Source organism: Pseudoalteromonas sp. B62, from assembly GCF_037162565.1.
In the GTDB taxonomy this organism is placed as follows: Bacteria; Pseudomonadota; Gammaproteobacteria; order Enterobacterales; family Alteromonadaceae; genus Pseudoalteromonas; species Pseudoalteromonas fuliginea.
In genome coordinates this window covers 1,142,095-1,168,338 of record NZ_JARLVB010000002.1, presented here as the reverse complement: position 1 = coordinate 1,168,338, position 26,244 = coordinate 1,142,095, and the positions used below count along the sequence as shown (strand labels likewise).

Below are 26,244 nucleotides of genomic sequence, written 5' to 3'. Positions count from 1 at the left end.
ATTGCGAATGCAAAGCGAAGAGGCATACGGCTTAAACGCCAATTCGTTATTTTTATTTTTTTAGCCAATCTTATTTAATATTGATTGGTTTTGCTGCGCCAACAACGAGTTTGTGTATATTGTGTGTTCTCAAAACTAAAAAGCTGTGAGTTATTATTAGCTCAGCACATTAATAATTAGCTAAAAAACGAACAACAAGCAAGTTTTAGTATAAAAAACAATCAGGTGATATTGAGTAATTAATAAAAAGTCAGTAATCAACTAGTCAACAGGAAGTTCAAAATATGAGCAAAACAAAGGGGTTTAACGTATTCGGAGGGGGAAATATAAGTGCAAAAAAATTTACAGCTAAAATAATTAGTTGGCTGTTTACGTCATATTTTTAGTGCTAATGTTAAAACAAAAATGCGTGCTAAAAAGCACGCATTTATAAAAATAAATTAAAAACTACATCCAATCAGCGTTTCTTATAACTCCAACGGCTAAACCTTCTATATTAAAAGATTCATTTTCTAGATCAACTTCAATTGGCGAAAAGTCGTCATTCTCAGCATGCAATAATACTTTTCGGCCTGCTTTTTCAAACCGCTTTACGGTAACATCATCATCAACACGAGCAACTACAACTTGTCCATTTTCTGCAACTTGAGTTTTATGCACAGCTAACAAATCACCATCCATAATACCTATATCTTTCATGCTCATACCGTTAACGCGCAATAAAAAATCAGCAGCTGGTTTAAACATTAATGGATCAATTTTACAATGACTCTCAACGTGCTCTTGCGCCAAAATAGGCTCTCCCGCTGCGACTCGCCCGATAAGAGGTAAACCTAACTGTTCAGGCTCTTCTTCCTCAACAAGTTGAATACCTCGGCTTGCACCTGGTTTCATCTTAATAGCACCTTTTTTAGCAAGCGCTTTTAAATGCTCTTCAGCAGCATTGGCACTTTTAAAGCCTAATGTTTGTGCAATTTCAGCACGTGTAGGAGGCATACCAGTGTCTTTAATAAAAACTTTAACTAATTCGAGAATTTGAGCTTGGCGCTTCGTTAATGGTCGCATACAACTGGTTTTCCATACAGTACATTTAACTGTGAGTATATACAGTTAAATAAAAATCGCAAATTTAAATTACATTGATTGCTTGCTGTTAATAAATCACTTTTACACTTATGTAGAAACAACGACTGCTTACATAAAATAAACATTTGTATCTTTATATTTACGATTAAGGGCTAATTTGATGACAGCCACATGTTAATAAATTGAAAACAACTTATTAACATGTACACTTTATGTGTACAAACACTTAAAAGGATTATCAAATGAAAAAATATTCACCATTGTTTATTGGCTTATTGTTTAGCGGCTATGCGTATGCCCAAGTCCCACTTTTCGAAGTGCAGCACTCTAACTTTACGCAAAACATTAATAAAGAAGGTAATGCTCAATCTCAATTTGGACAACCGCTTTTCGAACTAAGCGCAAAAACCAATGCATTCTTTTTACCTGTTCAGGGAAGTGACATTGAATTTATCAAAAGTACAGCAAGTACATCAGCAACTGGTAACTTAATTTGGGTAGGTAAAAGCTTAGATGGTGACGAAGTAACACTGATAAAATCTACAAAGGGATTTCTGGTACGATAAAGGTAAATGAACATGTTTATAAATTGCAACCGAATAAACATTCTGGTCATAATTTTATTGAATTAGATCCTGCCAAGCAACCTGCTGAGCATGCACCCGATTATCAGCAATCTAGCAACACTATTTCAATCAGTGAACAAATTTTAACAGAACAAAGCTTCCAAACAGCTATGGCAACTAACGCGCAAAGCAATATTAGCTTACTCGTTTTATACACCCCAGCCGCAGAACAAAAATCTAGTGATATTAATAGCTTGATTGATCTTGCAATAGTAGAGACTAATCAGGGTTACCAAAACTCAGGTGTCAACGCAGTTGTTAGTTTGGCCCATGTAAGCCGAGTTAATTATACTGAAGCTACAAATTCAGGTACGGATTTAAATCGTTTAGCTACCAAAAACGATGGTTATATGGATGAAGCGCACACACTACGAGATCAATACGGTGCTGATGTAGTCATATTAATAAACGACGTTAACGGCTACTGTGGCCAAGCCAAAGCAATTGGTGCAAATGCTAACAGCGCATTTGCGATGGTTGATTATGACTGTGCAACCGGCTATTACTCTTTCGGTCATGAAATTGGTCATTTACAAGGTGCTCGTCATAACCCTGAAAACGATCCATCAACATCTCCTTATTCGTTCGGCCATGGTTATCAGCAACCTCAATCACAATGGCGTTCAGTAATGGCTTATAACTGCACAAATAACTGCACAAGAATCAATTACTGGTCAAATCCAAACAAATCATACAGCGGAAGTGTTATGGGAACTCCATCAAAACACGATAACGCTAGAGTCTTAAATTTAACAAACCCCACAATTGCAAATTTTAGATCTGCATCTAGCCCACCGGTAAATAACAATACACTGCAAAATAACCAATCTATCGTTGTTAGTGGTGATCGAAACAGTGAGCAATTGTTTACTTTTACAGTGCCAAGTGAAGCTGAGCAAGTCACATTTTCGACCTCTAATGGCACTGGGGATGTTGACCTACATGTAAAATATAATGCAATTGCAACGAGCAGTAACTACGATTGCCGACCGTATAAAAACGGAAATAATGAAAGCTGTAGCGACACCCGCACTGGTAATTACTCTATTATGATTAAAGGCTACAGTGCTTTTAGTAATGTCGAGTTAATAGCTAGTTACCAATAAAAGATCTGGCTAAGTATAAGCAAGTAACATTATGCTGCTTGCTTATATTTAGCCTAGGGCGATTTCTTCTTTACTGCTCGATTATATCAATAAACTACGATATCCCTATTATTACTTCTTACTATCCGCCTCACGCTATCTGGCTATAAATTTAGATCCACTTTTTTATTTTCATTATCTTAACTTTATGAAAATATAAGCCATATTTTTACTACTATTTTAAAAGGTAAGCTTATGAGTATTTGGTATCAACCTGTTACTTTAGAGTTTTGCAAACAGCTAGATGAGGGTATAAACGGCCAAGGTACACTAATGAAAACCATGGGAATTGAAATTACCGAAATTGGTGATGATTACCTCGTAGCAACTATGCCTGCCATACCAGCGCATCATAATCCAATGGGCATGGTGCATGGAGGAGCCAACGTAGTGCTTGCCGAAACAGTGGCAAGTTATGCAGCTAACTTCGTAGTCGACTTCACTCAGTTTTATTGTGTCGGACAAGAAATTAGCGCCAGTCACTTAAAAGCATCTCGTAATGGTACTTTAACAGCCACCGCAAAAGCGTTTCATATTGGTAAGCGTAGTTCAGTCTGGGAAATAAAAATTACTAATAGTCGAAACGAGCTTTGCTGCGTATCAAGAATGACCGCAGCCGTAGTAGAGCGAAGATAATTACTTACTGTTACTTTTCGATTGGGTAAATTGTAATTTCCATACCCGCACCAATAGCAGATATACGTAATAATGTATCTGCATCTAAAGCTTGGTTAAAACACTTAGGCGATGTGCCTGATTCAAAACCAATATCAAATGTTCTACGTGAACAACTTAGCCATTGCTTTAACGCATTACGCGAACACGATTCAATAAGCTCACAGATATGGTTAATTGCTTTATCTGGTGTACCTACTTCACCTGTAGCTTCAATGCGGGCTAACTGACGGTATTCGTCTTTGTCATAATGTAAAACTGTAGCGACTTTTTTTAAGTCTGCCACTAGCACGCTAATATCCTGCTTTGATTCAAGCTCTAGATCTACATTTAAAAATTGAATTTCCGACATTGTTTAGTATTTATCCTCTAATGATTACACCGCAAACTTTAACGCAGTTTTACTTTTATACCAAATCAACTATGTAATATAAGCTGTTTTATATGGTAAATAGATAGTTTTACGCATTTATAATCCATTATTTAATATTTATCATTTTTAAGTACAAACAATACTTTTTTATAAACTCCATGGCCTGTTGACCTTTGAGGATTAAAATTAAGTGAATTATTGTTTAAAAAAGTATAAAAAATAACCTTGACTTTTATATGCCACCGGTGGCATTTTAAATATGCGGGTTAAATACACTGTTTAAAGAGGTGTATTTAAATAAAGCCAAACACACCTCACTCATATTTACGCTTACTTATAACACAAAAAATAAGTGCAAAATCTGAACTGAGTGGCATTACCTAAATTCAGCAGGAACACACAATGAAAACGTCAAAAAGATTCACTCTCAGGCCACTTAATTACATTATTAGTGCATTATTAATTAGCACGACAGCTCAAATCAGTGCTGAAGAAGCCGAACAAACAAATATAAAAAAGAAAAGTGAAATTGAGTTAATCGAAGTTACAGGCTTTAGATCATCACTTAATAAATCGCTGGCTACCAAAAGGTTTGAAGTAAATACCACGGAATCAATTGCAGCCGAAGACATTGGTAAATTTCCAGATTTAAATATCGCAGAGTCACTACAGCGAATCCCTGGTGTCGCAATTTCGCGAGAAGGAGGAGAAGGACGTCAAATTACTCTACGTGGTTTAGGCCCATCTTTTACCCGCTCAACCCTTAATGGTATGGAAGTTCCTGCTAGTACAGATGGGACTGATTCGGGTGGTGGTGTAAATGGCGGCAGAGCATTTGACTTCAACGTTTTTGCATCAGAGCTATTCAATCGCGTTGATATTCAAAAATCACCAACAGCTGCAACCGAAGAAGGAGGTATTGCAGGTACTGTCGATATGTATTCAGCAAAACCTTTTGATTCCCCCGGTCTTCATGTAGCTGCGTCGGCACAGGCAGGCTATAACGATTTAACAGAAGAGACAGACCCTAGAATGGTATTTATGATCAGTAATACATTTGCTGACGATACCTTTGGGGCTTTATTCTCTGTCGCTAAATCAGAGCGCACAGTTCGCCAAGAAGGTTTTGGTACCGTTCGCTGGACAACCCCCGTCAAAGACGGCGGCGGTGTCTATGCTGACACATCAAATACTGACGTTATTGGCACAGCTGATGTGGGAAATTGTGAATTTGAAGGTGAGCAAGTTGATGATGTAAATTGCCTATGGACTCCTCGACTTCCCCGCCCTGATTTTTTTGGTAATGAACAAGATAGATTAGGTTTTACAGGCTCATTACAGTATGCGCCTAACGATGACTTAGTAATTACCTTCGATACCTTGCATTCTACCCTCGACAACAGTCGTACGATGTATAATTTCTTCGAAATGTTCAGAAATACATTTAGCGAGATCACTCCAGACTCTATTACAGTTGCCGAAAATGGAAAACAAATTCAGGCAGGTACATTTAGTGGAGTAAAGTCCCGTGCAGAAAGCCGTCAACAGGTATCTAAAACAAAATTTAAACAGTATGTGTTATCTGGTAAATACCACCTATCTGACTACTTAAAATTAGATGCAATGATCGGCACCGCTGAGTCAAATGCTCGCTCTGAGCAATATCGTTATAATATGACCAGCAATACACCTCATACCGTCTCAATTGATTTTGGAAATAGCGCAAATACTGCAGTGATGGATTATGGCTATGATAATTTAGATGCAAGTTCATTTAATTTAACAGACGGTCGACTTCGTGCTACGGATGTACTCAGAAAAAATGATACTGCCAAATTAGATTTAACTTACGAAACAGACTTTATGAGCATTAAAGGTGGGATTGCTTATAACGATAGAACAGTAAACTATGATGAATCGCAAATTAATGGATTTCCGGATCAAGAGTCAGCCGTCGGCTTTTCACAATTAATGCCTTACGATGATTATGGTTCAGGCTATGATGGTACGTTGCCGCAATTTATTGTGGCCGATTTTGATGCAATTGAATCACAACTACTCAATAAAGAGTGGACGGCGCGAAGTGCACAAAGCTGGGAAGTTGAAGAGGAAACCATCGCTGCTTATATTCAATCAGATTTTGAATATGAAATATCTGATATGCTCCTACGAACAAATGTAGGCTTACGTTATGTAAAAACAGAAACAACATCAACGGGCTTTATTCAAAGCGATCCTGTTGAAATTGAAAATAGTTATGATAATGTTTTACCTGTTTTAAATTTAGCACTGGATGCAACGCAAGATGTTGTTGTACGTTTAGGGTTATCCAAAACCATGACTCGTCCAAGCCTTGGCTCACTAAACCCAGGTAACCCATCATTCTCCTATTTAAATGGAACAGTCAGTGCGGGTAATCCATTTTTAGACCCATTCACCTCAACAAATACTGATTTAGGTATCGAATGGTATTTTGATGAAGAGTCGCTACTTGCTTTAACTGGTTTTTATAAAGATATAGGTACTTTCATCACCAGCTCAACTGAAGAAAAATTAGTTGACCCTGCATACTTACCTTTCATTGATAACGATCCGCAATACGATCCATCAAGTGCACTTGACCCAAGAACAACACCCTACACCCATTACGTACCTGTAAATGGCAAGGGAACTGTTGTTAAAGGTATTGAGCTAATATATCAACAGCCATTTAGCTTTTTACCGGGGTTATTAAAAAATACCGGTATTGTTTCTAACTACACTCACGTATCCGCAGGAGAAATAACGGGGCTTTCTAAAAATTCATATAATTTCACACTTTATTACGAAGAAGAAAATTATGGCGCTCGCGTTTCAATGAATAAACGCGATAACTACATTACTGATTATACTGGCAGTAATGGTAATGCTGAAGAAGCAACAACAGGTCCAGCACATTATGACCTTTCTGCTTTTTATAACCTCAATGACAATGTAACCGTAACATTTGAAGCTATTAACTTAACCGATGAATACGAGCGTTTGTATACCACTGGTGACGGAACTCTTAATTTACCACGAGAGTATAATCATACTGGTAGGCAATTCTTTTTAGGTATTCGCTATAGTATGTAAGTATCTTAACCAAAGCTCAGGTTAAATAGCTTATACAAAGCTGATAGTTTCCCCGCACTATCAGCTTTTTTTACAAAAATAAAAAGAGCAAGTACCAGTAACCATTTCAAGCTAAATTCTAAGTCTTCTTTATCTTTTTTAATCAACAGCTTAAACTAGCCATTCCTGTAGTTCACATATGTGATGGATATGACTCGATTTATTCTGGCCTTATTGGCTTGTTTTTTGTGTGTTTCGGTATCAGCGGAGCAGTTCACCCGTTTTTCTACTGCAAAAAAACACCTTATTAAAACCCTACCTGACAACGCTAAAAGCATCTACTGCGGCTGCGACATTAAAAAAGAAGGTAAAAAACTCGTTCCAGATCCCGCAAACTGTGGTTACGTTCCGAGAAATACGCTTACACGCTCAGGTAAGATAAACGTGCGAGCACTACGCATTGAGTGGGAACACATTGTTCCGGCGTGGGAATTTGGTCATCAACTACAATGTTGGCAAGATGGCGGGCGAAAAAATTGTAGAAAAGTAAGTGCTAAATTTAGAAAAATGGAAGCCGATATAAACAACTTAGCGCCAGCTATTGGCGAAATTAATGCCGATCGCTCCAATTATCGATTTGGCATGCTTAACGAAAACGCCACACAGTATGGCCGCTGCGAAGTAAAAGTAAACTTTAAACAACGTGTAGTTGAACCGCCTGTTTATGCGCGAAAACGTATAGCCGACACCTATGCTTATATGCAAAAAACCTACGGTTTAAAGATATCAGATAAGCAACAAAAGCTCTTTAATGCATGGCAAAAACAAACGTTTGCAGCGCAAAGTGATACTAAAAAACTATAATTTAATTGGTTGCGCACTATTGAGTAAATTTTATAGTGCGAGATTAAGTTAGTAGCCTAAATAATTATCTAAAATATGCCCACTTTTAAACGGTATTATAAATCTTGATGCGGGCCAAATATTTCGTAATGAATGTGCTCACTTTTAACACCGAGCCCAAGTAATTGGTTTTTTATAAATGCCATGAACCCCGCAGGGCCACACAAGTAAAAGTCGCCATTACTCAATGGTAACTGTGCTTGTACTGCGTTTAAGTTCATCAACCCTGTAAAATCAGCGCCCTCTGTCGCTTGGTTAAACCAGGTTATTGTTTGCAAGCGGTTATTCTGCGCTGTTAGATCATATAAATATTTTGAAAACGAGTGCTGCTGAGTATTTTCGCAGGCATGTAAATACATAATCTCTTGATTAGAATTATCACTTAATAACGTTTCAAGCATAGCCAGCATTGGCGTTTGCCCAACACCTGCTGAAATGAGTACCGCTGGACTTGTGTTATTGCGTAAAAAGAAGTCTCCTGCCGGCGGGTATAACTCAACAATAGTGCCTTGCTCTAATGAGTGTAAATAATTAGACACCATGCCAGGCTTTGGCTGTAGCTCTTTTTTAACACTAATACGGTAGTTTTTAGCGTTACTTTTTTGTGAAATAGAATACTGGCGAATTTCTTCATATTCAGCGCCCTCTGGCTTAACTTTAATACCTAAATACTGCCCTGGTTTATGTGTAATAACAGCTTCGCCATCAACTGGCGTAAGTGTAAAGCTCGTTACTAGTTCTGATTCAGCCTGCTTGCTGGTTATTTCAAATTGGCGAGTTCCCGCCCAACCACCGTGTTTATTTTTACTGTGCTCATACAAAGCAGCTTCTTCGGTTATACAAATATCAGCAAGTACGCCGTAAGCTTCGCGCCAAGCGTATTCAACATCGGGAGTAAATTGCTCAGGAATAAGCTCTTTTAAAGTACCAATTAAATGTGCACCTACAATAGGGTAATGCTCAGGTAAAATATTCAAGCTTGTATGCTTATGATTAATACGTGTTAGCGCTTCTTTTAATACGGCTAAATTATCAATATTTTGTGCATACGCAGCCAATGCATTAAAAAGTGCAAATTGCTGACGACCTGTATCTTGATTCGCCATATTAAAAATATTTTTAAGCTCAGGATTATGGCTAAATAAACGCTTATAAAAATGATCTGTAACAACCGTACCTGCCTGCGCTAATAACGGAACTGTGCTTTTTACAATCTCAATAGTTTTATTAGATAACATATGTGTTTCCTATGGATGAACTAACCACGACGCCCATCAACACGACGCCGCGTTAATATAGGTGTGCAGTGAATTAAAAATAATGAAAAAGCCACTAGCCACAGCAAAGCACTTATTTGCCAAGCAAGGTGAGGCCCAATAATAAAAGGGAGTAATGAACGAATAATAGCGGCCACAAGCAAAAGCGCAAAAGCAACAGCCATGTAATGAGGAATAGCGAGTGTACGCCCTGTATGACCATGCGATACACGCGTCATCATTGCTAAAATCATCATACCTATTGTGCCAATAGTGATTAGGTGCAGCGCATCTTTAAATTGTATTGCACTGCTATAAAAGCTAAATACAACCATCATTAACCCTACGCCTAACGTAAGGTACGAAACATGCAAAGACCATAACAACGGCACTCTCAATACCTTGCTATCCCAACAACAACCAGTCCTAAGCAGGTGAAGCACAGCAACCGTTGCAACAACCAACGCAGGATTAATCGTGTTCAAAAACAACTTGTTGATAAAAAATAAAGTGATAGCCACAATAGATAAATACATCACCGCTTTATCTATTTTAGGAGTGCGAACTTGCTCGGTTAAACCCAGACCTTTAGCGGTAAAAAATGGTAGAACGCGACCCGCAACAATGCCAACTAGTAAAGTAATTACCAGTACTGCGGTATCAACCACACCAAGTGCAAGCTGCATGTTTTGTTTTAAAACAAGTATTAAATACAATACATTGAGCCCACAAAGCACAGCTAAAATAGCTAAAAACGGATAGTTACTTTTGCTATTGGCTTTTAATAACATATTAGCCAACGCGGCTATGGCGCCTAGCCACCAAATAACTTGTAATGTAAGTGCAGCATATAAATTAAAATGAGCAATATCAGGCAGTACTACAAAAAATGCTAAGCGCGCTGCAAGCCATATAAACGTAAGCCACATAAGGGCTTTCCCACTTATGCTCGGTACGCCTGTCCATGTTTGTGCAGCGGTAAGTAAAAAGCCAACAGCTACAACTCCTGCAAAGCCAAACAGCATTTCGTGCGCGTGCCATAATGTCGCAGGTATCGATGAGTGCCAACTTGCATGGCCTGTTAAAATAAGTAGCCAATACCCCACCGACAAAAATGCCAATAAGCCACCGCCTAAAAAGAAAGGTCTAAAAGCGAGCATCCATAACGGCCATTGAGATACTTGATGAATAGCAACGCGTGCTGGCATTGGCTCAGTTAAGTTTATAGGGCGCATTATCGTACCTCCTGCCCTAAACCATACTGATCAAAAAAGTTCTCAGCGCACGCTAGTGCCTCATACAGTGAACTAAACTGTGTTTGATTATTTAAATTATTCAGCATTAGAGTGTTCATGGCGATCTCTGTAACCAACTACGTTACTTAGCTATTACACATACTGTGCCAACAACTTTATTCATTTAAATTCAATAAGTTAAATTAAACCACTTTACACTATGAGTCTTTATGACCTACTATAAATTAACTCATAAAAACACAAACAGGTCATTTTGACATGAACCAGCAATTCAACCTTACCCAAGTTGCTCTAGAGCTTGCTCAAAGTACACTGCACGAGCATAGTTTTGATCAATTACTAGCAACGGTTGAGCGGGTGATTCCTAGTGATGCAAGTGCGTTATTAGCGCTTCAGGGCGAGCAATTAAAACCACTGGCAATTAAAGGATTAATGCCCGACAGTTTAGGCAGACGATTTAAAATAGCAGAGCACCCTCGCCTAGAAGCTATTTGCAAAAGCACACTTGCGCTGCAATTTGCGCACGACTGCCCACTACCCGATCCATACGACGGATTACTATTAGCTAAAACCGGCGACATACCGGTACATGCATGTTTAGGTTTACCTCTTTATGATAAAAACGCGCTACTTGGCGTACTTACGTTTGATAGCCTTAACGCCAATGCATTTAACAGCATAAGCGCTGATACACTCAATACTTTACAAACGCTGTGTAGTGCGCACTTTAAAACGGCCTTAGAACTTGCCCATTACAAACAGCATGCACAGCACTCAAGTGCATTAGTACAAGAACTAAATCGTGAAGCATTAACACGGGACGGCGGTGAAATTATTGGTCAAAGCCCGCTAATGCAAACACTTAAAAACGACATTAAACTCGTTGCAGCATCTAACTTTAGCGTGCTGATATTAGGTGAAACAGGGGTAGGGAAAGAACTTGTTGCGCGTAACATTCACTTAAATTCAGCTCGAAAAGATCAACCGCTTATTCACTTAAATTGTGCCTCACTTCCCGAAAACCTCGCCGAAAGTGAATTTTTTGGTCATTCTAAAGGGGCTTTTACAGGCGCACTAAATTCGCGCCAAGGTAAATTTCAATTAGCTGATGGCGGCACGTTATTTTTAGATGAAATAGGCGAACTACCCCTTGCCATGCAAAGTAAACTATTACGAGTGCTACAAAGTGGCGAAATACAAACGGTAGGAGAAGACACGCCAAAATACGTAAATGTACGCGTTGTTGCTGCAACCAACAGAAATTTAAAAGAAGAAGTAGCTCAAGGTCGCTTTAGAGCCGATTTATACCATCGCCTCAGTGTCTACCCTATTACTGTGCCACCACTTAGTAAACGCGAGCACGACATAACACTCTTAGCTGGTTATTTTATTGAGCAAACAGCCCGTAAATTAGGGATAAAACAATTAAAACTAAGCCCCGAAGCGCAAGCATTACTTAATCAGTACAGCTGGCCAGGTAACGTGCGCGAGCTTGAACATGTCATTAGCCGCAGCGCCCTAAAAGCAAAACAAAGCCAATGGCAAAATCCAATAATAACCATTACAAGCGAGCACTGTGATTTAACCCCGAGTGCGCTGCAACCCCCTATAGCAGCGAGCCAAAGTACAACCAACACCTTAATCAACCAACCTTTAAAGCAAGCTGTAGAATCGTTGCAATACAACGTAATTACTGAGCAATTAAAGAAGCATAACTACAACTGGTCAGCAGCAGCAAGAGTACTTGAATTAGATAGAGCTAACTTAGTACGCTTGGCTAAACGCCTAGGGATAGAAGTAAAAAAAACACTATAATCATTTAAAACGCTGCTAAAACTATTGATTAGCAGCTAACTCACTAAAGTGTGTTTTTAACAACCCTGCAAAAGCTTGTACTTTAGCAGTACGATGCACTAAGTGATGCGTGACTAACCATACATCGGTAGGCCAGCTTAACTCACTGTGTAATATAGGCACTAAATCAGGATATTGCGCCGCTACGTCATGCTGCAATCCGCCAATGCCTAGCCCTTTAATTATTGCACGAGTCGCTTCTGCGGTTTCAGATACTCGCAGCTTTATTTGCGATGCGGGAATATGTTCATCAGCCCACGCAAAATAAGGCACGCGGGCATTAAAACCTGCCACACCCGATACAAAATTATGCTGTTGTAAATCACTTAATAATTTAGGCATGCCGTATTTATTAATATAACGTTTATTAGCGTATAAGCCCGATGAAAGCTGGGCCAAATGTTGAGCAATATAATCGCCTTCATCAGGCCTTGGGCCTGCACGCACAGCAATATGTGCTTGCCCGTGATCGAGCCTTAGCCTTTTTTGTTCTAAAATAACTTCTAACTGCACCTGCGGGTGTAACGCTTGAAACTGCTCACACACATCCCCAAGTATATCCATAAAACCGCTTACCGTCGTTAGCAACAAACTCCCTCTAAGTGTACTGTCTGCCGAAGCAATATCGTTATGAAGCTGCTCTAACGAACTATGAATAGTCTGCGCCGTTGCAAATAACTTAGTGCCAATTTCAGTTACTTTGTAACCACGAGCATGGCGATGAAAAAGCCGTGCGTTTAAGTTTTTTTCAAGATTATTAATTCGTCTAAGTACTGTGCTGTGGTGCACATTAAGCTCTTCTGCTGCCGCTGTCAGCGTGCCTAACCGTGCTACTTCAAACGCTACTTTAACGTCTTGCCAATCTTCAAATTTTATCGCCATGCTGCTTACCTTATACTTATGTGCATTTACGCACATAAGTGTTGCGTTTATTGGGGTTTTCTACAAGCAAAATTTTGCTACATTAGCCATGAAACTTTAAACACTAAAAGGTCACTAGCATGTCAGCACCAAAAATTATCGCCCTAGCAGGAAGTCTTCGCCAAGAAAGCTTTAATCAAAAAATTATTAATGAAGCAGCACGTTTTGCTCTACAAACAGGTGCTGAAGTAGAAGTAATAAAACTAAACGAATTAAACATCCCACTATTTAACGAAGATATAGAAGCGCAAGGCACACCAAGCGATGTACAGCTGTTGAAAGACAAGCTACGTACAGCCGACGGTATTTTACTAGCAAGCCCAGAGTACAACGGCTCTATTACCGCAGCACTAAAAAACGCCATTGATTGGGCATCGCGCACAGAACAAGGTGCTGTTCCTGCTTTTCGTAATAAAGTGGTCGCTTTGTTTGCAGCATCGCCAGGTGGGCTTGGCGGATTACGAGGTTTAAATCATGTGCGTGATATATTAAGCGGCATTGGTTCGTTAGTGCTTGCCGATCAGCTTGCTGTGCCCGCTGTACACACTTTGTTTGATGAAAATGGGCAAATAAATGAACCTGTAACGGCTGAAAAAGTATCAGCCCTTGCTCATCAATTAGTAAGCGTTGCAAGTAAGTTAAAATAACTTGCACGCCCGCCTACTTACTTTGTCGCCGCTATTTTTGCGGCGATAAAATCGGTATGCGTTACATATAAAAGCCCTGCTACTTTACGTATAACGTAGTCTTCTTGGGGATCTATTTCTCCATCGGCATACGCTAAGCGCCATAATAACTCTATTATTTCTATTCGCTGCTCCGCGCTACAATGCTCATTAATCTGTTTTGAAAACTGAAAGTAATCTATCGAATCATCTAAGCTACTTGCCGCATTATTAGTAAGCTCATTAACCTCAGTGTCTGTTAAATTAAAGTACTTTTTTAAGGTTACAGTCAGGGTTTGTTGTTCATCATGTTCAAGCTTGGCATCAGCGCGCATAACTTCAATTAACAATGCAGCAACGGCTGTTTTTAAATCGTGCTTTTGCATACTTGGCTGCTGGTCATCGAATACAGCAAAAAGTTGTTTTATCTGTTTGAACATCACACTTTCCCTTTTGGGTGTTAGACTAAACGAAAATTAATCGGCCTTATAACTCATATTAATGGGTATAAAGTTCGCAAATTAAAGGATACATTTTTATGAAAGGATTAAACTCTCCACGCTTCACTATAGGCGCGATACTGGTCGCCCTTTCGAGCGCAAATACAGCCTTTGCTGAAAAAGCCGAAACAGAAAAACTCTACGACTTTGACAACAAAGTACATTACTACCAAACAAAAATTGGCGAAGACAATTATAAAATAAAAATTAAGTCTGACGATTACAAACACTTTTCCAACCAAAGCGTATTTTTATTACGCCATGCTGAGCGCTTATGTCGTGGCAACACCTTTATGTTGAAAGTGCTTGAAGGCGTGCAAGAATATGAACGTTTTCCAACTAAGCCACGCGCCTATCAACCAGATTTAAGTGTTTTACTACAATGCGAAACTAAAGAAGATACAAGCAAGGGCAAGTAACCTTAGTCTTTATAACCCCAAGGTGCTGATGGTGGATTAATCGGCTGAGTTAAATCAAAATCCACCTTAAACTCACGTCCTTGGCGAATTAATCGATAAGTAAATACTTCCGGGTAAATATACATTTGCCATGTATTACCTACAGACTGTGCAATGCCTTGTTTTACAAATAACTCTTTAGAGTACTGGTCTGCTGGAAACGACTGCATTTGTGCAAACCCTGCATCAAGCGTATGGCCACCATACATAGTTGATGCGTCGTCGCTGCCATCTTTATGACGATGATCGTGCTTTAAACTCAAGCCACTTCCCGTTTTTGTTATGATCCATGTACGTGATGCATCATCACCCACGTGAAACGGTACTTGTAGCTCAGTGTCGGTACATTTACGAACATGCATAACCAGTTTTTTATTCTCAAATGAACTTGGTCCTTTTGCATTATCTACACTTACTTTACCCTCAAACGCTTTACCACAATGCGCGGCAATACTATTAAAAAAGGCATCGTGAGTAGGAATAGACACCAAAGGTGCAGGGCGTGCAAAGGCTGTTGATGTGGCAAGTATTAGAGTTGCTGCCGTTAATAATTTCATAGCAAGTTCCAAAAAATATTTAATGAAGTAGATTAACGGTTTCTCATTGATAAAGGAAATTTAATAGATTAAAGGTGTATAACACAGCTAACGTTGAATGCCTTCATACGAGTTAAACCTGAACTTATGATTTAACAAATAGCTATAGTCGTGTCAAAACACCTCTCAATAGTGCTAAAGCGATTGCACCCAAAATTGACACATGGGGGAAAAAATCTTATGATTAAAATTCGAGCAAAAAGGATATCACTATTAATTTAATGGATAAAAACAATGATTAAATTTTTTTACTATAGTTATCATGTTGGCACTACTCCCTCATAAGCTAATGGCGAATGATGCGAGGGTATTTTATTTCAACTCAGCTAATGGCGATGAAATTAAAGCAATTGCAAAAAGGGATGCCTCAGGGCTTATGCAATATACTTTCACTGTTCCTGAAAATACTAACCCTTATAACGCTTTTTACGATTTTGTATTCTCAACTATGAATCAGGAAAATTACGAATACTTTGAGCTTAGGCCATGTTTTGATTGTCACGAAAACTACTCATTTGAAGAAAATGCTAATACAGAAAATAGCAAATTACTTTCACGTAATGAGCCTGTTGTAGAACGTAGAACAATAAAAAGCAAGCGAGACTTGGCCAATACCCTTTTGGAAAGTATTGCAAATAATTTAGGCACTAGAAGTGTTAATGCTGTTTTTGATGCTGCCACACAGAATCAAACAAGTGAATCAAGTCAATTTCAAGTGATCACTGTAGGTAGCGACAGAAAGCCCGTTGGTCTATGTCTAATAACTCAATCATCATGTGACACCATGAACGACGTATCCGCAATGTCTCTAGGAGGCAGTCAATTTGGTTTTGAAATTAGTAAAGTTTCTGAAATGGATCGCTGGGAAAGAGTCAGAGAAATTGAAGCTGCAATCGAACGATATGCCAGAAGTAAGCGATACCAATGCAAAGTTGTTGTTACCAATAGCGGTAACGGTGATGTAAGACAAATAGTTTGTTTTCCATCATACTAGCGTAATGAAACGCGGCCTTAACCGCGTTTCGGTGACACCAATAAAATCTAAGCAACTTAATAAACGCTCTTTTACGTCTTTACGAATACCAACACTAATTGGCCAGACTTATCGCTTGTTAGTGTTTGGTTTTTAGGCAAGGCAGAGCCTATGTAGTGTGGTTATTCCCCATAAATAGGCGATAACGCAGCATAAATACCAATTGATTTAGGGGAGTTTAGTTGCATCTCTATTCTTTATTGTTTTTATTAACAATCCGAAAGTAACAGAAGTATTATTTCTCCACAAATAAAACGAAATTAACGGCTGCTATCAATAAGCTTTTCAAACAAAGCGGCTTTTACAACCACTAAGACTAAAGGATAACAACCTGCCATTAACACTATTTCCCGCTATAAACAGTGATAAAACTCCTTGAAATAAAAACCAAGCCATTGATTTGTAATAACTTTAAATCATTTTGTGTAGTTTTATAATTTTTAACGTAAAGCTGATTGTCAGATTAACTGTATTAAAAACAACCATGCACGACCTTTTGCCTATACATAGCAGCCCAAAAGCTGATCTACCCTGCATGTTCAATATTCATTTGCTTTAACAAAAGCCGTATTTATTTGATTAAGCAACAATGTTGCAGGAGAACGCATGCAAACTAAACCACCCGGTGATGCACCATCAAACACGCACAAGAATGCTCAAAGCTACGAGCAGCTTCACAAACCGAGTTCAGAGTTTAATACTCGCGACGAGTATCTCGAACATGAATTACAGATTATGCAGCCTAAACGCTGGCGTCCTAATTTACCGTTTAGAGATTACCGATTTGAATTTGAAGACACCATTCCAGCAATGGCGGGCACTATTGGTAAAGTCGTTATGGTGGGGGCTATTGCGGCAACATTTGCAGCACCTCTTGGTTTAAGCGATGCCTTTGTTTTAGAAAACGTGCGCTACGAATTACTCATTGTTTCTATTTTTATCATCTTATTCTCAGGCTTTATTTTACCAACAGCTAACTTGGCTGGTACTCATGGCCCTCTTATACCGTTAATTCCTATTGTAGTTGCAGCTGGCGGCCACCCTATGGCGTTTGGCTTACTCATTGGTGCCTTTGGTTTTATTTTGGCCATAACCAAAGGAGGAAGTATGCTCGCACGCCTAACCAGTAAAGGTGTATGTGGCGGGCTACTCATTTATTTAGGCTTTATTGGTACTATTTCGCAGGTTAAAAAGCTGTTTGCCTGGGCTGAGGCCATTGATATGGCGCATATTGCGTTTATTGTTATTTTAGCCACCATTTTATTGTATGCGCTATTAGAGCACTTTAAAAAGCGTTGGTTAGCCGTGCCGTTAAGCTGCCTTATTGGTGGTGTGGTTGCCTTTGCTTTAGGCGCACCGTTTGAGTTTCATACTGCACCGGGTTTACCAAATATGAACCCAGCTTATTGGTGGGGTGAAAACACGGGCTGGATGCTTGGCCTGCCAACACTTGAAAGCTTTGTGGTTGTACTCCCATTTGCAGTGCTCGCCGTTGCTATGTGGTCACCAGATTTTTTAGGTCATCAAGTATTTCAAAAAATAAGCTATCCGCAACGTACTGAAAAAGTACAAATGAATATCGACGACACCATGCTGAGCGCATCGGTTAGACAAACATTTGGCTCACTTGCCGGTGGTGCTAACTTTACCTCATCGTGGGGAACCTACATTGTACCTGCTGCTATTGCTAAACGCCCTATTCCGGCAGGCGCCATTTTAACAGCCGTATTTTGTATTATTGCTGGTTTATGGGGTTACCCTATGGATTTAGCCATTTGGCAACCTGTGCTTTGTGTTGCGCTTATTGTAGGAGTGTTTATTCCGCTACTTGAAGCTGGCATGGAAATGACGCGCGAAGGCAAAACAACGCAATCAGCCGCTATTGTGGTATTTGCCTCAACCTTAGTTAATCCGGCTTTTGGTTGGTCGCTTACTATGCTACTTGATAACTTAGGGCTTATTGGCTGTAAAGAACGTAGCGCTGAGCTAACTAAAATGAGCCGCTGGGTGATTCCACTTATTATGTTTGTGCTACTTACTACTGTAATGGCAATTGTAGGCATGTTACCTGGTATACCTGCGTTAATGGCTGACTTTAGACATTAAGCCTTAGGTACTGAACATAATATTTACCCACAAAAAAACACGGCAATTGCCGTGCTTTTTTACGTGTAATGAGTGTTCTAAAAGAACTTTTCTCAAACTCCTTTTTACTGATCATTACTTAGGCTACTAGGTTGCTCGTAATTATTAATAGTGTAATGTATATCTAAAATTTTTAAGGATGAAAATAGGTCGCATGAATAAACTAAACAATCAAAATAACTACCTTAATAGCACAGAGGTTGAGAGCAATAAGCGTCTAGTTAAAATAAGTGTAAGTAGAAAGAATATTGTTATAAAGAATAATATGGGGCGCTTTAAAAGAGGTCCCTATAAAGGGGCTTCCTTATCATTGAGCCCGGAAGACATAACTACGCTTTATGAGACAGGTAAAGCCGTTGGTGAGTATGCTTTAGCACTATCCACCACATACGTAGTGACCAGGCTATTTACCAACAGAGGAGCTCAGGCATCTAGAGGAACAGATAAAATATGCAACTTTATGAAGCCAATTCGTAAAATTGTCTGCGGCAAGCCTCTTTATTATAGAGATAGAATCCAAGATTCTGATGGAAGAACAATTGAAGTATATACATGTGATGATGGCCACGAGTTTACACAACCAACTATATCAACATCTAAACTGAATCATAAAAAAGCGCGGCTTATTAAGTAAGCCGCGCTTTGCTTTCATATGTAATTAATTGCTTTTTCGTTACTGCCAAGGACGCTCAGCAGCAAGCTGTTTTTCAAACGCATCTATTTGTGGGTTTAGTGTTTCGGTTACACCAATAAAATCTAAGCCACTTAATAGGCGCTCTTTTACGTCTTTACGAATATCAAAACTAATTGGCGCAAACTTACTGCTTGTTAGTGTTTGATTTTCAAGGTCGATTTCAATGTTTATATCGTCGTGCTGCTCGCTAAGTACAAACAATTGCTCAAGCGTATCGGCAGGTAATGCAATGGCTAACATTTGGTTGTTACCACAGTTATTAAAGAAAATATCTGCAAAGCTTTCAGCTAAAATAACTTCAAAGCCATATTGCTTAAGTGCCCATGGCGCGTGCTCGCGAGATGAGCCACAACCAAAGTTGTCGCGCGTTAATAATATTTGCGCACCCTGGTAGCATGGGCGATTTAAAATAAAATCAGGGTTTGGCTCGTCGTTATCTAGGTAGCGCCAATCATAAAACAATGCCGCATCAAAGCCTTCGCGGCTCGTTGATGTTAAAAACTGCTTAGGAATAATTTGGTCAGTATCTACATTGTTTTTATCAAGTGGAGCCATTAAACCACTAAAAAATACGCTCATTAGGCTTCTCCTCTAATATCAACAAAGTGACCATGTATTGCAGCGGCTGCCGCCATTGCAGGGCTAACTAAGTGGGTACGCCCGCCACGACCTTGACGACCTTCAAAGTTACGATTAGAAGTAGATGCACAACGCTTGCCTGCTTCTAGGCGGTCATCGTTCATAGCTAAACACATAGAGCAACCTGGTTCCCGCCACTCAAAGCCTGCGGCTTTAAAAATATCGGCTAAGCCTTCGTCTTCAGCTTGTTTTTTAACTAAGCCAGAGCCCGGTACAATTAACGCCTCTATGCCGGCTACAACGTGCTTGCCTTCAACAATTTTTGCCGCAGCACGTAAATCTTCAATACGGCTATTAGTACATGAGCCAATAAATACCGTGTCTACTTTTGCGCTTGATAATTTATCGCCCGCTTTTAAGTCCATGTATTTAAGTGCGCTGCGAATAGCATCGGCTTTAATTAAATCAGGCTCTTTATCTGGATCGGGTATGCACTCATCAACACCAATTACTTGCTCTGGGCTTGTGCCCCAAGTAATTTGCGGTTGAATGTCGTCGGCATTTAGCTCAACAACTAAATCAAAGTGTGCGCCTTCATCTGTTTTTAAGGTTTCCCAATATTTAACGGCTGCATCAAAATCTGTGCCTTTAGGTGCAAACGGACGACCTTTTAAGTAATCATAAGTAATTCGGTCAGATGCAATTAAACCCGCTTTTGCACCCATTTCTATGCTCATATTACATAGCGTCATACGGGCTTCCATTGAAAGCGCTTCAATGCCTGCACCACAAAATTCTGCTACATAGCCTGTGCCACCAGCAGTACCTAACTTGCCAATTACCGCCATAATTAAATCTTTAGCCGTAACTGTTGGACGCAATACACCGTTAATTTGAATTTTTAACGATTTCGCCTTTTTTTGCTGTAGCGTTTGCGTTGCTAATACGTGCTCAACCTCAGACGTACCAATACCATGCGCTAATGCGCCAAACGCACCATGCGTAGAAGTATGGCTATCGCCACATACAATGGTTGTGCCTGGCAAAGTAATACCTTGCTCTGGGCCCATTACGTGCACAATACCTTGGTTAATTGAGTTTAAATCGTAAAGTACAATACCAAACTCTTTACAGTTTTTATCAAGCGCCATTAATTGGTTTTTAGATACTTCGCTTGCGGCATCAAGTGATCGGCTCTTAGTCGATACGTTATGATCCATCGTTGCAAAGGTTTTTTCTGGGCAACGTACAGTACGGTTTTTTTCACGTAGACCTGCAAAAGCCTGCGGAGAAGTAACTTCATGCACTAAATGGCGGTCAATATAAAGTAAGTCGGTTTGCTCGTTTATGCTGGCAACGGTATGTGCTTGCCAAATTTTGTCGTATAACGTTTGGGCCACTTGCTAATTCCCTAATCTGTTTGAGTTGCAGCATAACGGTGCTGCAACTTTAATATGTTATTAAATGCGTGAAACGATAGCTGCTGCCACATCGCTTGTACTGTAACCGGCATTTGGATATATATCTGGCGTGCCTACACCTGCTTCTACAGCTTCTGCTACTGCTTTTTCAATGGTCCGCGCAGCTTCGTCTTGCCCTAGCGAGTAACGTAACATTAATGCGGCACTTAAAATTTGTGCTATTGGGTTTGCAACGCCTTTACCTGCAATATCTGGTGCTGAACCGCCTGCTGGCTCGTACAACCCAAAACCCGACTGATTCAAGCTTGCCGAAGGTAATAAGCCCATTGAGCCTGTGATCATGGCGCACTCATCTGACAAAATATCGCCAAATAAGTTATCGCAAAGTAGTACGTCAAACTGGCTCGGCTGTTTAACTAGCTGCATCGCTGCGTTATCTACGTAAATGTAATCTAGGCTTACTTCTGGGTAGTCTTTGCTTACTTCGGTTACTACTTCGCGCCATAATACGCTTGATGCAAGTACGTTGGCTTTATCAACAGAAGTAACATGGTTACTACGTAATTTTGCAGCTTCAAAAGCAAAACGTGCAATACGTTCAATTTCTTTACGCGAGTATGTTTGCGTATCAAATGCAAACTCTTCTTCGCCTTCGCCGCTACGGCCTTTTTCGCCAAAATAAATGCCGCCGGTTAGCTCGCGCACACATAAAATATCAAACCCTTTTTCGCTAATATCAGCGCGAAGTGGTGACGCTGCACTTAATGCAGGTAATAACTGTGCAGGGCGCAAATTACAAAACAAACCAAAGTGCTTACGAAGCGGCAATAATGATGCGCGCTCAGGCTGCTCATTTGGTGGTAAGTTTTCCCATTTAGGACCGCCTACCGAACCAAATAAAATAGCGTCAGCGTTTTCACATGCAGTAAGTGTACTTTCTGGTAATGCTTTACCAAATTCGTCAATGGCTGCGCCACCAATTGCATAATGTTCACGGTTAAGGGTAAAACCAAACTTATTGCTCACAGCATCCAATACTTGCTCTGCTGCTGCCATTACTTCTGGACCAATACCGTCGCCAGCTAATACTGCAACGCTGTAGTTTGTTTTACTCATCCTGCTTTCCTTTGTTGTTTTAAATCAGACACTTTTTGTGCACGATAAATTAAGTTATAAACACGGATCATGGCGCGTACCGACGCTTCAACCACATCCGCTGCAATGCCCGCACCGTGGTAAGGTCGGCCATCGTATTTAGCTATAATATTTACTTGCCCTAATGAGCTTGCACCTTGGCCTGTCGCTTCTAAGTTATATTCAATCATTTCAACGCTCATACCGGTTAAGCGCTCAATCGCTGCAAACGAAGCTTCAACTGGGCCATTACCTGTCGCGGCTTCTTGTTTTGCTTCGCCATCAATTCGCATGCCAATGGTAGAGCTTGCTACCGATTGCGAGTTAGAGGCTGAGTTAACAAATTCTAATTGGTATTTTTCGTCTTTGTCGTTAATTTGATTAAAGTAAATCATCGCCTCAAGGTCGTAATCGTATACTGTGCCTTTTTGGTCAGCCAATTCGATAAAGCTTTTATATAAGCCATCCATATCGTAATCAGATTTTTGATAGCCTAACTCTTCTAAGCGATGCTCAATAACATGACGACCCGAACGCGAAGTCATATTTAATTGGTTGCTTGGCACACCAACGCTTTCTGGCGACATAATCTCATAAGTATTTTGCGCTTTTAATACACCGTCTTGGTGAATGCCTGAGCTATGTGCAAAGGCGTTTTCGCCAACAATCGCTTTATTTGGTTGTACTGGCATATTACAAATTTTAGCCACTTGGCGAGATGCGCGGTAAATTTCTTCACTTTTAATATCTGTGTATACTTTTAAGTGGTCTTTGCGCATTTTCATGATCATCGCCACTTCTTCAAGCGAGCAGTTACCAGCCCGCTCACCAATGCCATTAATAGTACACTCAATTTGGCGCGCACCGGCTTGCACTGCAGCCACAGAGTTTGCTACTGCTAAACCTAGATCGTTGTGGCAATGCACACTTAAACGCGCTTTATCAATATTTGGCACGTTATTCATTAAGTGGCGGATCATTGCAGCGTATTCGTCTGGCGTTACAAAACCAACGGTGTCTGGCAAATTAATAGTTGAAGCTCCGGCGTTAATTGCCTGCTCAACAATTTTACATAAATCCCAGTGCGGCGTACGACCGGCATCTTCACACGAAAATTCAACATCATCAGTATAGTTACGTGCCAATTTAATTGATTTAACGGCCATTGCCGTTGCATCATCTAGGCTCATACGTAATTTATGTTCAAGGTGCAAAGGGCTTGTTGCAATAAAAGTATGAATACGGCTTTGTTGTGCAGTGCGAAGTGCTTCGCCACAGGCTTCAATGTCTTTAGCAACAGAGCGTGCTAAACCACAAATAATCGGGCCTTTTACCTCAGTTGCAATACGTTGCACCGAGCGAAAATCAGCAGGGCTCGAAACCGGAAAACCCACTTCCATCACATCCACATTCAAGCGGCTAATTGTATGTGCTAATTGAATTTTATCATCTTCAGTAAGGCTTGCTTTAAGTGCCTGCTCACCATCACGTAAGGTGGTATCAAAAATCCATACTTTATCTTGCTCTTGCATAACTGCCCCTCATTCCTATGTTACCCAAATTTCAATTAATCCCAGCCGCGAGATAAAAAAAACCCCGCAATTGCGGGGTTTTTAGTGTTCAACTCGATGCAAACACACTAATCCCCGCTCACTTGCCATAGCAGTAAGAGGTTCAGTTTTAGTGTAATTAAACGAATAATATGCATCTTGTTTTCTTGTGTGTGTGTTCAGTGAAGCCTATTTTTAACATTACAAAGCGATGGAAGCAAGCATAAAAATTCCACAAAACAGATTTAAAAACGATTCAATTGGGTTTTTTAATTCAAGCTAGGTGCTTATTGAGAATTAAAATAACAAATACGCGACTAGTGACGCTTAAATTAATAAGCACTGCAATATACCGTGCTTATATTAACTTTTTGCAATTTTTTTAAGCTATGCTTCTTTACTCGTTTCTCTTACGTAATGCCCGGCCCCACGAGTAATATAACGTAATTGCCAAATAACGCGCTCAATCAATTCGTCGCGTTGCAATCCTTCTATATCGAGCGCTTCTGCACCCGCATTAAATACGAGCGTTACCATAGATTCCGCCTGAATATAGGCATGCATAGCATTACATTTAGTTTCACTTTCTAAATAATGAGCCAGCTCTAAAATAAAATGTTTTACCTCGCGGGCTACAGCGGCTCTAAATGCTTTAGAAGTCCCAGAGCGTTCTCGCAGCAACAATCTAAATTGGTTACTTGAGTTATCAATAAACTCCATAAAAGTAACCACAGAGGTATTTATAACACTGCCGCCATCGTTTGCTATTCGTCTGCGTGCTTGACGCATTAGTTGACGAAGGGTTAAACCGGCTTCGTCTACCATGGTTAAACCTAGCTCATCCATGTCTTTAAAATGACGATAAAAAGACGTTGGGGCAATACCAGCTTCTCGTGCTACTTCGCGTAAACTTAAATTCGAAAAACTATGATCAGCACTCAGCTGATTAAATGCCGCTTGAATTAACGCCTGTCGTGTTTTTTGTTTCTGTTGCGCTCTAACACCCGACATCAACAGCTCCCTGAATTATTTTATATGAATATTTAGTGATATTAGGTCAATTGTACAGTCTAATACTTGACGACGAGAGTTTGAAATACTATTTTAGCTTACAGTTGTACGCTGAGATTGAGAATTATGAATAAACCACCGATTATTTGGACAAACGTCCTATTTTTTAGCCTAACCTTTTTGGCGGCTGCCACACTTGTACCTTGGTACGCCATTAGCTACGGATTTACCAGCGCGCATTGGATTGCTTTTGTTGGCTGCATGTTTTATGCAGGCTTATCAATTACTGCCGGCTACCATCGATTATGGGCACATAAAACCTATAACGCACACCCTGCTGTTGAATTTATTTTTGCGCTTGGCGGTGCTTTTGCACTACAAAACAGTGCTTTGCATTGGAGTAGCGATCACCGTATACATCACGGTCAAGTTGACGACCCAATAAAAGACCCTTACGCGGCGACCAATGGTTTTTGGTATAGCCATATCGGCTGGATGTTACGTGACTACCAAGGCGATAGCTACAACGACTATAGTAATTGTCGTGATTTACAACGAAATAAAGTCGTTATGTGGCAACATAAGCACTACTTAAAACTAGCTGTTGCTATGAACGTAGGTTTGCCTCTTGCACTTGGTTTATTAGTTGGTGATGTGTGGGGTATGCTAATTCTTGCAGGTTTACTACGCTTAGTACTAAGCCAACACTTTACCTTTTTATAAATTCGGTTGCACATATTTGGGGCTCTCGCCCATATACCGAAAAAAATACGGCACGCGATAACGGCTTTTTAGCGTTATTTACATACGGTGAGGGGTATCACAACTTCCACCATATTTTTGCAAGCGACTACCGTAACGGTATTAAATGGTTTCATTACGATCCAACAAAATGGATGATCCGCTCTTTAGCAGCTGTTGGTTTAGCTAATAAATTGAAGCGTACACCTGTTGAACGTATCGAAAAAGCAAAGGCCGAAACGCTAATGAGCAAAACGCAAACGCGTCTTGCAAAATTGCCTTTAGCACAAGATAAGATTACATTATTACAACAAGAGTACGATTTACTGCTGAAAAAACTGCAAAATTATTGTTCACTACAAAAACAAGTGTTAGAAGTTAAAAAAATAACATGGCAAAGCAGTGTGAACGCTCAGCATTAATGGCACAATACCATGAGTTGGAAGCCGCCTGGGAAAATCAAAAACAGGCATGGCTAGCACTTAATGCGAGGTTATTAAAAGCCTCTTTTAATTAATTTAGGAGTGGC

General features: G+C 39.9%; 23 protein-coding genes and 1 pseudogene. 12 read left to right on the top strand and 12 right to left on the bottom strand.

The annotated features are described in order from the left end of the window. Positions 1–447: 447 nt before the first annotated feature. Positions 448–1,065 (bottom strand): transcriptional repressor LexA, encoded by a 618-nt coding sequence (gene lexA, locus P4S71_RS09885; RefSeq protein ID WP_007376396.1) that lies wholly within the window; start codon positions 1,063–1,065, stop codon positions 448–450. 263 nt (positions 1,066–1,328) lie between these two features. Here lexA and P4S71_RS09880 point away from each other — a divergent pair, with 263 nt between their 5' ends. From P4S71_RS09880 to P4S71_RS09870, 3 genes are all read left to right on the top strand, one after another. Beyond that, the gene (locus tag P4S71_RS09880; RefSeq protein WP_337150589.1) at positions 1,329–1,652 is read left to right on the top strand and encodes a hypothetical protein; all 324 of its coding nucleotides are present in this window, start codon (positions 1,329–1,331) and stop codon (positions 1,650–1,652) included. 23 nt (positions 1,653–1,675) lie between these two features. Next, positions 1,676–2,818: a M12 family metallo-peptidase gene (locus tag P4S71_RS09875; RefSeq protein WP_337150588.1), complete on the top strand. Its 1,143-nt coding sequence runs from the start codon at positions 1,676–1,678 to the stop codon at positions 2,816–2,818. 234 nt (positions 2,819–3,052) lie between these two features. Beyond that, positions 3,053–3,493 carry a PaaI family thioesterase gene (locus P4S71_RS09870; RefSeq protein WP_033030264.1) on the top strand — a complete coding sequence of 147 codons (441 nt, stop codon included), beginning with the start codon at positions 3,053–3,055 and terminating at the stop codon, positions 3,491–3,493. 10 nt (positions 3,494–3,503) lie between these two features. On the opposite strand, the gene P4S71_RS09865 is transcribed toward P4S71_RS09870, so the two are convergent. Continuing rightward, positions 3,504–3,884 carry a hypothetical protein gene (locus tag P4S71_RS09865; RefSeq protein ID WP_007376393.1) on the bottom strand — a complete coding sequence of 127 codons (381 nt, stop codon included), beginning with the start codon at positions 3,882–3,884 and terminating at the stop codon, positions 3,504–3,506. A 423-nt stretch (positions 3,885–4,307) separates the two neighbouring features. Here P4S71_RS09865 and P4S71_RS09860 point away from each other — a divergent pair, with 423 nt between their 5' ends. Together P4S71_RS09860 and P4S71_RS09855 are read left to right on the top strand one after the other, a co-directional pair. Beyond that, on the top strand, positions 4,308–7,019 hold the full coding sequence (locus P4S71_RS09860) for a TonB-dependent receptor (protein ID WP_096792244.1): 2,712 nt from the start codon (positions 4,308–4,310) through the stop codon (positions 7,017–7,019). 189 nt (positions 7,020–7,208) lie between these two features. Further along, a complete protein-coding gene (locus P4S71_RS09855; RefSeq protein WP_096794058.1) occupies positions 7,209–7,862 on the top strand; it encodes an endonuclease in 654 nt (217 codons plus the stop codon). 95 nt (positions 7,863–7,957) lie between these two features. Here P4S71_RS09855 and hmpA read toward each other — a convergent pair whose 3' ends face one another. Continuing rightward, positions 7,958–9,139, bottom strand: coding sequence for an NO-inducible flavohemoprotein (hmpA, locus tag P4S71_RS09850; protein ID WP_337150587.1), 1,182 nt, complete (start codon positions 9,137–9,139; stop codon positions 7,958–7,960). Between the two features lie 20 nt (positions 9,140–9,159). Then, entirely contained in the window at positions 9,160–10,392 is a 1,233-nt protein-coding gene (locus P4S71_RS09845) for an NnrS family protein (RefSeq protein WP_337150586.1), read from the bottom strand. A 279-nt stretch (positions 10,393–10,671) separates the two neighbouring features. Between P4S71_RS09845 and norR the strand changes: the two genes are divergently transcribed. Then, complete coding sequence (gene norR / locus P4S71_RS09840) at positions 10,672–12,228, top strand: nitric oxide reductase transcriptional regulator NorR (protein WP_337150585.1); 1,557 nt, start codon at positions 10,672–10,674, stop codon at positions 12,226–12,228. Positions 12,229–12,249: 21 nt separating this feature from the next. Here norR and P4S71_RS09835 read toward each other — a convergent pair whose 3' ends face one another. After that, a complete protein-coding gene (locus P4S71_RS09835; protein WP_337150584.1) occupies positions 12,250–13,149 on the bottom strand; it encodes a LysR family transcriptional regulator in 900 nt (299 codons plus the stop codon). Between the two features lie 119 nt (positions 13,150–13,268). Between P4S71_RS09835 and P4S71_RS09830 the strand changes: the two genes are divergently transcribed. Beyond that, on the top strand, positions 13,269–13,835 hold the full coding sequence (locus tag P4S71_RS09830) for an NADPH-dependent FMN reductase (RefSeq protein WP_337150583.1): 567 nt from the start codon (positions 13,269–13,271) through the stop codon (positions 13,833–13,835). 17 nt (positions 13,836–13,852) lie between these two features. Here the strand turns inward: P4S71_RS09830 and P4S71_RS09825 are convergent, their stop codons facing one another. Further along, a complete protein-coding gene (locus P4S71_RS09825) occupies positions 13,853–14,293 on the bottom strand; it encodes a tellurite resistance TerB family protein (RefSeq protein WP_337150582.1) in 441 nt (146 codons plus the stop codon). Positions 14,294–14,391: 98 nt separating this feature from the next. On the opposite strand from P4S71_RS09825, the gene P4S71_RS09820 reads away from it, so the two are divergent. Further along, positions 14,392–14,772: a hypothetical protein gene (locus P4S71_RS09820; protein WP_008138679.1), complete on the top strand. Its 381-nt coding sequence runs from the start codon at positions 14,392–14,394 to the stop codon at positions 14,770–14,772. Positions 14,773–14,774: 2 nt separating this feature from the next. Here the strand turns inward: P4S71_RS09820 and P4S71_RS09815 are convergent, their stop codons facing one another. Continuing rightward, positions 14,775–15,368 (bottom strand): hypothetical protein, encoded by a 594-nt coding sequence (locus tag P4S71_RS09815; protein ID WP_337150581.1) that lies wholly within the window; start codon positions 15,366–15,368, stop codon positions 14,775–14,777. Positions 15,369–15,669: 301 nt separating this feature from the next. On the opposite strand from P4S71_RS09815, the gene P4S71_RS09810 reads away from it, so the two are divergent. The 3 genes from P4S71_RS09810 (at position 15,670) to P4S71_RS09800 (ending at position 19,219) form a co-directional block, all read left to right on the top strand. Continuing rightward, positions 15,670–16,401 (top strand): hypothetical protein, encoded by a 732-nt coding sequence (locus tag P4S71_RS09810; RefSeq protein ID WP_337150580.1) that lies wholly within the window; start codon positions 15,670–15,672, stop codon positions 16,399–16,401. A 645-nt stretch (positions 16,402–17,046) separates the two neighbouring features. Continuing rightward, complete coding sequence (locus P4S71_RS09805; protein ID WP_337150579.1) at positions 17,047–18,546, top strand: DUF3360 family protein; 1,500 nt, start codon at positions 17,047–17,049, stop codon at positions 18,544–18,546. A gap of 193 nt (positions 18,547–18,739) precedes the next feature. Continuing rightward, positions 18,740–19,219 carry a hypothetical protein gene (locus P4S71_RS09800; protein WP_337150578.1) on the top strand — a complete coding sequence of 160 codons (480 nt, stop codon included), beginning with the start codon at positions 18,740–18,742 and terminating at the stop codon, positions 19,217–19,219. A 39-nt stretch (positions 19,220–19,258) separates the two neighbouring features. On the opposite strand, the gene leuD is transcribed toward P4S71_RS09800, so the two are convergent. The 5 genes from leuD to fabR form a co-directional block, all read right to left on the bottom strand. Beyond that, positions 19,259–19,858: a 3-isopropylmalate dehydratase small subunit gene (gene leuD, locus P4S71_RS09795; RefSeq protein ID WP_337150577.1), complete on the bottom strand. Its 600-nt coding sequence runs from the start codon at positions 19,856–19,858 to the stop codon at positions 19,259–19,261. Then, entirely contained in the window at positions 19,858–21,258 is a 1,401-nt protein-coding gene (gene leuC, locus P4S71_RS09790) for a 3-isopropylmalate dehydratase large subunit (protein ID WP_337150576.1), read from the bottom strand. Before leuC ends, leuD begins: the two co-directional genes overlap by 1 nt. Before the next feature lie 60 nt (positions 21,259–21,318). Further along, positions 21,319–22,395 (bottom strand): 3-isopropylmalate dehydrogenase, encoded by a 1,077-nt coding sequence (gene leuB / locus P4S71_RS09785; RefSeq protein WP_182701689.1) that lies wholly within the window; start codon positions 22,393–22,395, stop codon positions 21,319–21,321. Next, on the bottom strand, positions 22,392–23,945 hold the full coding sequence (gene leuA / locus P4S71_RS09780) for a 2-isopropylmalate synthase (RefSeq protein ID WP_002961090.1): 1,554 nt from the start codon (positions 23,943–23,945) through the stop codon (positions 22,392–22,394). Before leuA ends, leuB begins: the two co-directional genes overlap by 4 nt. A 405-nt stretch (positions 23,946–24,350) precedes the next feature. Then, on the bottom strand, positions 24,351–24,974 hold the full coding sequence (gene fabR, locus P4S71_RS09775; protein WP_002961087.1) for an HTH-type transcriptional repressor FabR: 624 nt from the start codon (positions 24,972–24,974) through the stop codon (positions 24,351–24,353). Positions 24,975–25,100: 126 nt separating this feature from the next. On the opposite strand from fabR, the pseudogene P4S71_RS09770 reads away from it, so the two are divergent. Continuing rightward, positions 25,101–26,232 (top strand): annotated as a pseudogene (locus P4S71_RS09770) (acyl-CoA desaturase). Positions 26,233–26,244 lie beyond the last annotated feature (12 nt).

Bases quoted from the DNA above. Each gene is read 5' to 3' on its own strand.
- lexA (WP_007376396.1), bottom strand. From the start codon at position 1,065: ATGCGACCATTAACGAAGCGCCAAGCTCAAATTCTCGAATTAGTTAAA.
- P4S71_RS09880 (WP_337150589.1), top strand. From the start codon at position 1,329: ATGAAAAAATATTCACCATTGTTTATTGGCTTATTGTTTAGCGGCTAT.
- P4S71_RS09870 (WP_033030264.1), top strand. From the start codon at position 3,053: ATGAGTATTTGGTATCAACCTGTTACTTTAGAGTTTTGCAAACAGCTA.
- P4S71_RS09865 (WP_007376393.1), bottom strand. From the start codon at position 3,884: ATGTCGGAAATTCAATTTTTAAATGTAGATCTAGAGCTTGAATCAAAG.
- P4S71_RS09860 (WP_096792244.1), top strand. From the start codon at position 4,308: ATGAAAACGTCAAAAAGATTCACTCTCAGGCCACTTAATTACATTATT.
- P4S71_RS09855 (WP_096794058.1), top strand. From the start codon at position 7,209: ATGACTCGATTTATTCTGGCCTTATTGGCTTGTTTTTTGTGTGTTTCG.
- hmpA (WP_337150587.1), bottom strand. From the start codon at position 9,139: ATGTTATCTAATAAAACTATTGAGATTGTAAAAAGCACAGTTCCGTTA.
- P4S71_RS09845 (WP_337150586.1), bottom strand. From the start codon at position 10,392: ATGCGCCCTATAAACTTAACTGAGCCAATGCCAGCACGCGTTGCTATT.
- norR (WP_337150585.1), top strand. From the start codon at position 10,672: ATGAACCAGCAATTCAACCTTACCCAAGTTGCTCTAGAGCTTGCTCAA.
- P4S71_RS09835 (WP_337150584.1), bottom strand. From the start codon at position 13,149: ATGGCGATAAAATTTGAAGATTGGCAAGACGTTAAAGTAGCGTTTGAA.
- P4S71_RS09830 (WP_337150583.1), top strand. From the start codon at position 13,269: ATGTCAGCACCAAAAATTATCGCCCTAGCAGGAAGTCTTCGCCAAGAA.
- P4S71_RS09825 (WP_337150582.1), bottom strand. From the start codon at position 14,293: ATGTTCAAACAGATAAAACAACTTTTTGCTGTATTCGATGACCAGCAG.
- P4S71_RS09820 (WP_008138679.1), top strand. From the start codon at position 14,392: ATGAAAGGATTAAACTCTCCACGCTTCACTATAGGCGCGATACTGGTC.
- P4S71_RS09815 (WP_337150581.1), bottom strand. From the start codon at position 15,368: ATGAAATTATTAACGGCAGCAACTCTAATACTTGCCACATCAACAGCC.
- P4S71_RS09810 (WP_337150580.1), top strand. From the start codon at position 15,670: ATGTTGGCACTACTCCCTCATAAGCTAATGGCGAATGATGCGAGGGTA.
- P4S71_RS09805 (WP_337150579.1), top strand. From the start codon at position 17,047: ATGCAAACTAAACCACCCGGTGATGCACCATCAAACACGCACAAGAAT.
- P4S71_RS09800 (WP_337150578.1), top strand. From the start codon at position 18,740: ATGAATAAACTAAACAATCAAAATAACTACCTTAATAGCACAGAGGTT.
- leuD (WP_337150577.1), bottom strand. From the start codon at position 19,858: ATGAGCGTATTTTTTAGTGGTTTAATGGCTCCACTTGATAAAAACAAT.
- leuB (WP_182701689.1), bottom strand. From the start codon at position 22,395: ATGAGTAAAACAAACTACAGCGTTGCAGTATTAGCTGGCGACGGTATT.
- leuA (WP_002961090.1), bottom strand. From the start codon at position 23,945: ATGCAAGAGCAAGATAAAGTATGGATTTTTGATACCACCTTACGTGAT.
- fabR (WP_002961087.1), bottom strand. From the start codon at position 24,974: ATGTCGGGTGTTAGAGCGCAACAGAAACAAAAAACACGACAGGCGTTA.